Source organism: Enterococcus sp. DIV1298c (assembly GCF_017316315.1).
GTDB lineage: Bacteria > Bacillota > Bacilli > Lactobacillales > Enterococcaceae > Enterococcus_B > Enterococcus_B mangumiae.
In genome coordinates, this window is sequence record NZ_JAFLWG010000033.1 from 43,500 (window position 1) to 49,686 (window position 6,187).

At 32.2% G+C, this 6,187-nt stretch carries 9 protein-coding genes; 7 read left to right on the top strand and 2 right to left on the bottom strand.

The annotated features are described in order from the left end of the window. Positions 1 to 53 precede the first annotated feature (53 nt). From JZO83_RS08325 to JZO83_RS08355, 7 genes are all read left to right on the top strand, one after another. Positions 54 to 317 carry a type II toxin-antitoxin system Phd/YefM family antitoxin gene (locus JZO83_RS08325; RefSeq protein WP_206857299.1) on the top strand — a complete coding sequence of 88 codons (264 nt, stop codon included), beginning with the start codon at positions 54 to 56 and terminating at the stop codon, positions 315 to 317. Beyond that, entirely contained in the window at positions 317 to 583 is a 267-nt protein-coding gene (locus tag JZO83_RS08330) for a Txe/YoeB family addiction module toxin (RefSeq protein WP_207115480.1), read from the top strand. Before JZO83_RS08325 ends, JZO83_RS08330 begins: the two co-directional genes overlap by 1 nt. Before the next feature lie 499 nt (positions 584 to 1,082). After that, positions 1,083 to 1,649, top strand: a complete 567-nt coding sequence (locus tag JZO83_RS08335) for a hypothetical protein (RefSeq protein ID WP_207115481.1) — start codon at positions 1,083 to 1,085, stop codon at positions 1,647 to 1,649. A gap of 14 nt (positions 1,650 to 1,663) precedes the next feature. Then, positions 1,664 to 2,245 carry a hypothetical protein gene (locus tag JZO83_RS08340; protein WP_207115482.1) on the top strand — a complete coding sequence of 194 codons (582 nt, stop codon included), beginning with the start codon at positions 1,664 to 1,666 and terminating at the stop codon, positions 2,243 to 2,245. Positions 2,246 to 2,510: 265 nt separating this feature from the next. Further along, on the top strand, positions 2,511 to 3,134 hold the full coding sequence (locus JZO83_RS08345; RefSeq protein WP_207115483.1) for a hypothetical protein: 624 nt from the start codon (positions 2,511 to 2,513) through the stop codon (positions 3,132 to 3,134). Positions 3,135 to 3,658: 524 nt separating this feature from the next. Then, entirely contained in the window at positions 3,659 to 4,213 is a 555-nt protein-coding gene (locus tag JZO83_RS08350; protein ID WP_207115484.1) for a hypothetical protein, read from the top strand. Between the two features lie 18 nt (positions 4,214 to 4,231). Then, positions 4,232 to 4,726 carry a hypothetical protein gene (locus tag JZO83_RS08355; RefSeq protein ID WP_242542523.1) on the top strand — a complete coding sequence of 165 codons (495 nt, stop codon included), beginning with the start codon at positions 4,232 to 4,234 and terminating at the stop codon, positions 4,724 to 4,726. 198 nt (positions 4,727 to 4,924) lie between these two features. Here JZO83_RS08355 and JZO83_RS08360 read toward each other — a convergent pair whose 3' ends face one another. Together JZO83_RS08360 and JZO83_RS08365 are read right to left on the bottom strand one after the other, a co-directional pair. Further along, positions 4,925 to 5,542, bottom strand: a complete 618-nt coding sequence (locus JZO83_RS08360; RefSeq protein WP_207115485.1) for a hypothetical protein — start codon at positions 5,540 to 5,542, stop codon at positions 4,925 to 4,927. A 17-nt stretch (positions 5,543 to 5,559) separates the two neighbouring features. Continuing rightward, positions 5,560 to 6,187: hypothetical protein (locus JZO83_RS08365; protein WP_242542525.1), on the bottom strand; the 628-nt coding region annotated here is incomplete at its 5' end.

Here is a 6,187-nt window from a genome sequence, read left to right on the forward strand (position 1 = left end):
CTTAATTGAGTACGTTAAAATGTAGGTGATAAATGCAAAAAAGGAGGATTAAAATGTCTAATACTACTTTAAATCCGAGTGCTGCCCGTAAGAAATTTTATCAATTGTTAAAAGAAGTGAATGAAAATCATACAGAAATCGAGATTATTAGTGAGCGTAGTGAGAATAACGCGGTCTTGATTGGTTTAGAAGATTGGCGAGCAATCAAAGAAACGCTACTTTTAGAACAAACGGGTACACTTGATATCGTAAAGAAAAGAGAACAAGACGATACGGGATTTACAAATGTAGATGAGATTGATTGGGATGACCTTTGATGGGAAGTTATAAGGTAGTAGTTAAAAACTCAGCTAAAGCAGATTTAAAAAAGCTAAAGAGCTCTAATTTAAAAAATCAATTTCTTGCTATTGTCGAAACATTAAAAACTGATCCTTATTGCCCTAAACAAGCATTTGAAAAGCTAAAGCCAACTCATGAAGGAAGGTATTCAAGAAGATTGAATCGCCAACATCGAGTGGTGTATAAAATAAATGATAAAGAAAAAATTGTTGAGATTTACTCTGCATGGACTCACTATGAATAATCGGTCACACAGTGATAGCTTGTCATCAAATATTTTTTTATGGCTTTTCTAGAAGTATTTACTTCTAGAAGAGTCTTTTTGTGTTTCCTTTTTACTAGTTTCAAACGCATGCTTATTTCCTTAAAAACGTACTTATCCCTAAGGTTCCAAAATTATTTAACGCTTTTTTTATGCGCTTATTTTTACCTTTATTTCTTAAAAAATAAATGTTTGTTTCATAGGTATGAGGTAATAAAAAAACAACATGGTTTAAACGAAAGAACTTGTCGATTTATTTATCATGCTATAATATAAATTTATAAAGATCTTCCCACTATTTTGATTTACATAAAATAACGATTTTAAATTAGTTTTCAGATTGTCGATTTGATGTTTTAGAGGTTCGAAAGATCAATATGAATTTTAAGAATAAGTCTGGTAATTTAGGGATAAAATAAATCTTTTTTTAAAGTATATGAATAATAGTTAAGTACATACAACATTTCTAGAGGAGGGAAAAATGAAATTTTTAGAAAAGGAAACAAATCGATTTGTTCTGACCATGGTTGAAAAAAATATCTGGATGAAAGATCTAGCAATCAACTATGCGTTTTTTCAAGAAAAGAATAATCAAGGATACGAAAGTCACAAAAAAGCAGCTTTGGCATTTGTTACGTTCCTCAATCAAAGAAGAGGACATGATCAAATTGAGTATACGAATAAACTTGAATTTCCAGTCAATATATTCGCAACCTATTCCATAAACCTCAATTTAATGGAAGCAACAAGAATTCCAGTCGATCCTTTTTTTTCTACATATAGTGACTTAGAAGGGCATTATATTTCAGATTATGCCTACGCTTTTTTTAAAATTCCTTTTTTTTATAGAGGAAGTAAGAAAGATTTCATTGAACTGAACAATTACTTGTTTCCCGAGAAGGAAACATTAGTCATTTATCAATGGAACAACACGTGGTCAGATTATTTCGCTTATGGAAAACATTCCGGAAAAGGAGCGTACCTTTGGACGATTTATGAGCCAACAAGAAAAAGATTTACGGTATGTGGGGCATCAACATTGAGTTGAATGAGGAGGACAGAATGAAGTTATTAAAAGAAGATACGTATCAATTTAAACAAAAACTCTATTTAAGAAAATTTCCAATCAATGGACTTTTACTCGATTATGTATTTTTTGAAGAAACAGGTTATCATGGATACTCCAGTCATCGCAAAGCCGCTCTTCAATTTATCAAAGTAATGAATGAAAAAAGAAATATTTCAGGTCTTCTATATACAGATTTGCATTATTTTGATCACTTACCCATACGATGTAGCCCAATTAAGTTGAGTTATGCCGTAAATCCAGAGTTAATGTATGGAAAACAGATGAAGACAGATGTTTTCTTTTCTGTTGAAAAAACAGCTTCTGGAAGCTATTTAAATTGGTATGCACAAACATTTCTTTTCCCACCATATTCATATAGTGGGAACGAAGAAGATTTTATTTCCTTGAATAAATTATTATTCCCTAAGAAAAGTGCGTTGATCATTTATGCTTGGAATAACAATTGGTCGAATTACTTTTCTCCTGGGAGAGAATGGATGGATGCCTTTCTTTGGACGATTTACGATACTGCATCGAATAAACTGACTGTCATAGGATCTTCTATGACAGATTGAGTTTCACTTAGGTAGTTAAATATTTCATCATGCTTAGTAGGTAAGTCCAGCAACAATCATGTCTGATTGATGTATTCAAGAGGCGGTTTTAAGGAACTTAGGTTACATAAGTCGTATGGTTAAAACAAATAAGCGATTTAGAAAATCAGATAAGTTTACACGAAAGAAGATTTTAAAGAAACATTGAATTTCTAGTGTAAGTAATTTTTTTGTATAAGAAAAATAGCTATGAAGTACATACTCTATTTTTAGAGGAGGAAAAGAAATGGAATTATTGGTAAAAGAAACATTAGAATTAAGAAAAAAAAAGGATATACTTTTTCCGTATTACGTTGGTTATACGTTCTTTAAGGAAAATGATTACCAAGGAAAGATCACCCATAAAGAGGCAATTTTGGCTTACTTAAATTATACAAGTCGCTTAATAAGAACAAATCTTTGGTCATCAAAAAAACGCAAAAAAACTGGAAAAAATGTTACCCGTGAAATGTATGCAGCGAAATTTCGTGAACTAAATTCGGATTCAATTATTTACACAGATATTGATCCTACTACGTTAAACTTAGATGGATACCCCATTGAAGTCAATGAAGAAATGATGGCAGGCATTGAACTAACTGCGGAGGAATTTTTTATGGATGGCGGGGTATATGAGGAAGCTTTTTTTGATGAATTTCATGGTACAAAGTTATCTAAGACAGACTTTAATCTGGTAAATGAACGTTTCTTTCCTTTAAAAGACAAATTAATCATCTATTCATGGAATTCAGAGTTTACAAATTACTTCAACTATCCTAGAGCATGCATCGGTGCCTATTTATGGAGTATTTACGATACGAATACAAAGAGATTTACAGTCATTAATATTTATTTAGGATATGAAGGTTAAAAAATGCAATTTCAATTCATAAATTTTAGAACTTAAAAAATTATTTCAATTATGCGCGTGTGGGCTGGGGCGCCTATCTTTTCCTTTTGTGAAAGCAAATAATTGAGTAATAAAACATAAGGAAACAGAAAATCTGACAATCATGAAATGTATGCAGAGAAATTTCAACTATGAGAATTTGCCCAGTTTGCAGTGCTTAATGCCTTATTAACTGCATACATGGAAAATATGAATCCTCTTATGCTTATTCCATACTTTCACAGATATATAAACCTCAGCGAGAAGAGATTTTTTTAAAAGCCAATGAGTATCTATTTCCTATACAAGAAAAATTAATTATCTATCAATGGAACAATGATTGGTCAAATTATTTTTCAATAGGTAGAGAGGAATACGGGGCTTATTTATGGACAAACTATGAGAGAGAAACTGAAAAATTTACAGTGATAGGTGCTTCGATTAGGTTTTGAACAATACGTGAAAAATACTCTTAAGTACCTACAACATTTCTAGAGGAGGTAAAGATGAAATTTTTGGAAAAGGAAACAGATCGATTTGTTCTGACTATGGTTGAGAAAAATATCTGTATGAAAGAGTTAGTACTTACTTATGGTTTCTTCCATGAAGAAAATTACAAAAGGGAAGAAACTCACAAAGAAGCAGCACTTGCCTTTGTGACAGCAATCAATCAAAAGAGAGGACATACAAGAATTGAGTATACGGATAGAGTGAATTTCCCTGTCAATTTGAGAAAAACATATTCCATCAATCAAACACTGATGCAAGGGTCTTTAGTAGAAGAGAATGTTTTCTTTTCCACAGCCTATAATTCGGATAAGAAATATACTTCTGATTATGCCACTGCTTTCTTTAAATTATCTTCATTATACAAAGGGGGAGAGAAAGATTTTATTCAATTGAACAATCACATCTTTGAGAATAGAGGCAAACTGATTATTTATCAATGGAATAATACTTGGTCAGATTATTTTTCTTACATAAAGAAGATGAGTGGAGATGCTTACTTATGGACAGTTTACGATGAAGAAAGTAAGAAGTTCACAGTTTTAGGAACTTGAGAAAGAAGGAGGTCAATCATGAGATTATTGAGAAAAGAAACATTCGAGTTTAAACAAAATGCCCACAAGAGAAACATTCCAGTGCAGGGTCTTTTGATAGATTATGTTTTTTTTGAGGAGACCGAGTATAAAGGGCGCTCTAGTCATCGAAAAGTAGCACTTGAGTTTATTAAAGTGATGAATGAAAAAAGGAATGTTCCGGGAATTTACTATACTGAATTACTTTATTTTGATTGTTTACCTAGATATGGCAATCAACTCCAGTATAGATATGCAGTGAATCCAGCCTTAATGTATGGAAAACTCTCAACGATCGAGGACTTAATATCAATAGACAACAAAAGTGCAGGTGGTTATCAATCTATGTATACCTTTCTTTTTCTTCATCCTCCGTACAGTTATGGTGGTAAAAAAAACCACTTTATACAACTTAATGATTGGTTGTTTCCTAACAAAAAAACGCTAACGGTGTATGCATGGAATAGCGAATGGTCAAATTACTTTTCTTTTTGAAGAGAATTATATGATGGATTTTTATGGACGATTTATGACAAAGCGCAACATAAATTTACAGTGATCGGAATTTCAATAGCTGATTGAATGACACAATTGATCAAGTATAATAATATGCAACTGAAAGTCATGTGATGACTCTCAGTTGCATATGTAAATAAGTGAAGAAAAAGCATTTTTTCAAATTCGGGTTCATCACTAAGGATTCAAAAATACACTGATTACTGTAAATCGTTTTCTTTTTTCATCGTAAATACTCCATAAATATGCACCGTAACAATCACGCGCACGACTAAAGCGATTAGAAAAGGATGTATCCCACGCGTAGATTTTTAAATGCTCTCTTTCAGGAAAGAATCGTTGATTAAGCACCAAAAATTGTTCTTTACTCACTTTAGTTGTTTGAGTTTCATGGAAAAAGGCTTTTTCATAGATGCCTCTATTTTTAAATAGGATTTCAGGATTAATTTTTTCTGCTTTCATCATTTCTTTATTGACGTAAATCGGGTATGTTTCCCAACCTAAGTAATCAGGATCTCGCTTGATATAGATGAGTGGGTTAGCTTTAATTGAACAAAAATATTCGTTAAATTGTTCTATGCTTGTAGGCTTCCCAGTTTTTTCTCTTTGGTCGAATGCCCAATGATTACATTGTACAATTCGATTCGAAAATTCTAGATATCCTAGAATGGCTTGTTGGTGACTGTGAATTCCTTGATTATTATTTTCAATAAAGAAGGCATAATTAACATAAATTGGGATATTTTCACCACTCCAATCCCAACATGCTAGTGTTTCTTTTTCTAATAGTTCCATCTATTTGTCTCCTTTTACTAAGGTTCCAAAAGTATACTGGTAACTGTAAAACGATGCCTTTTTTCATCATAAATAGTCCATAGATAGGCACCGAAACAATCACGTGCACGATTATAATGATTGGAGAAGGATGTATTCCATTCGTAAATTTTTAATTGGTTTCTTTCAGGAAAGAGACGTTGATTGAGAGCTAAAAATTGCTCTCTAGTCACTTTGATTGTTTGAGTTTCATGGAAAAAAGTTTTTTCATAGATTCCTCTATTTTTAAATAGATTATCGGGAGTGACTTCTTCGGCCTTCATCATTTTTTTATTGACATAAATTGGGTATGTTTCCCAACTTAAGTAGTCGGGATCTCGCTTGATATAGATGAGTGGGTCAGCTTTAATTGAACAGAAATAATCGTTGAATTGCTCTATACTTGCAGGTTTCCCAGTTTTTTTTCTGAGGACTGATGCCCAGCGGTTACATCGTACGATTCGATTTAGAAATTCTAGATATCCTAATACGGCTTGTTGGTGACTGTGAATTCCTTGATAATTAGGTTCATTAAAGAAGCTATAATTAACATAATTTGGTATATTTTCTCCACTCCAATCCCAACATGCAAGTGTTTCTTTTTCCAATAGTTCCATTTTGTCCTCC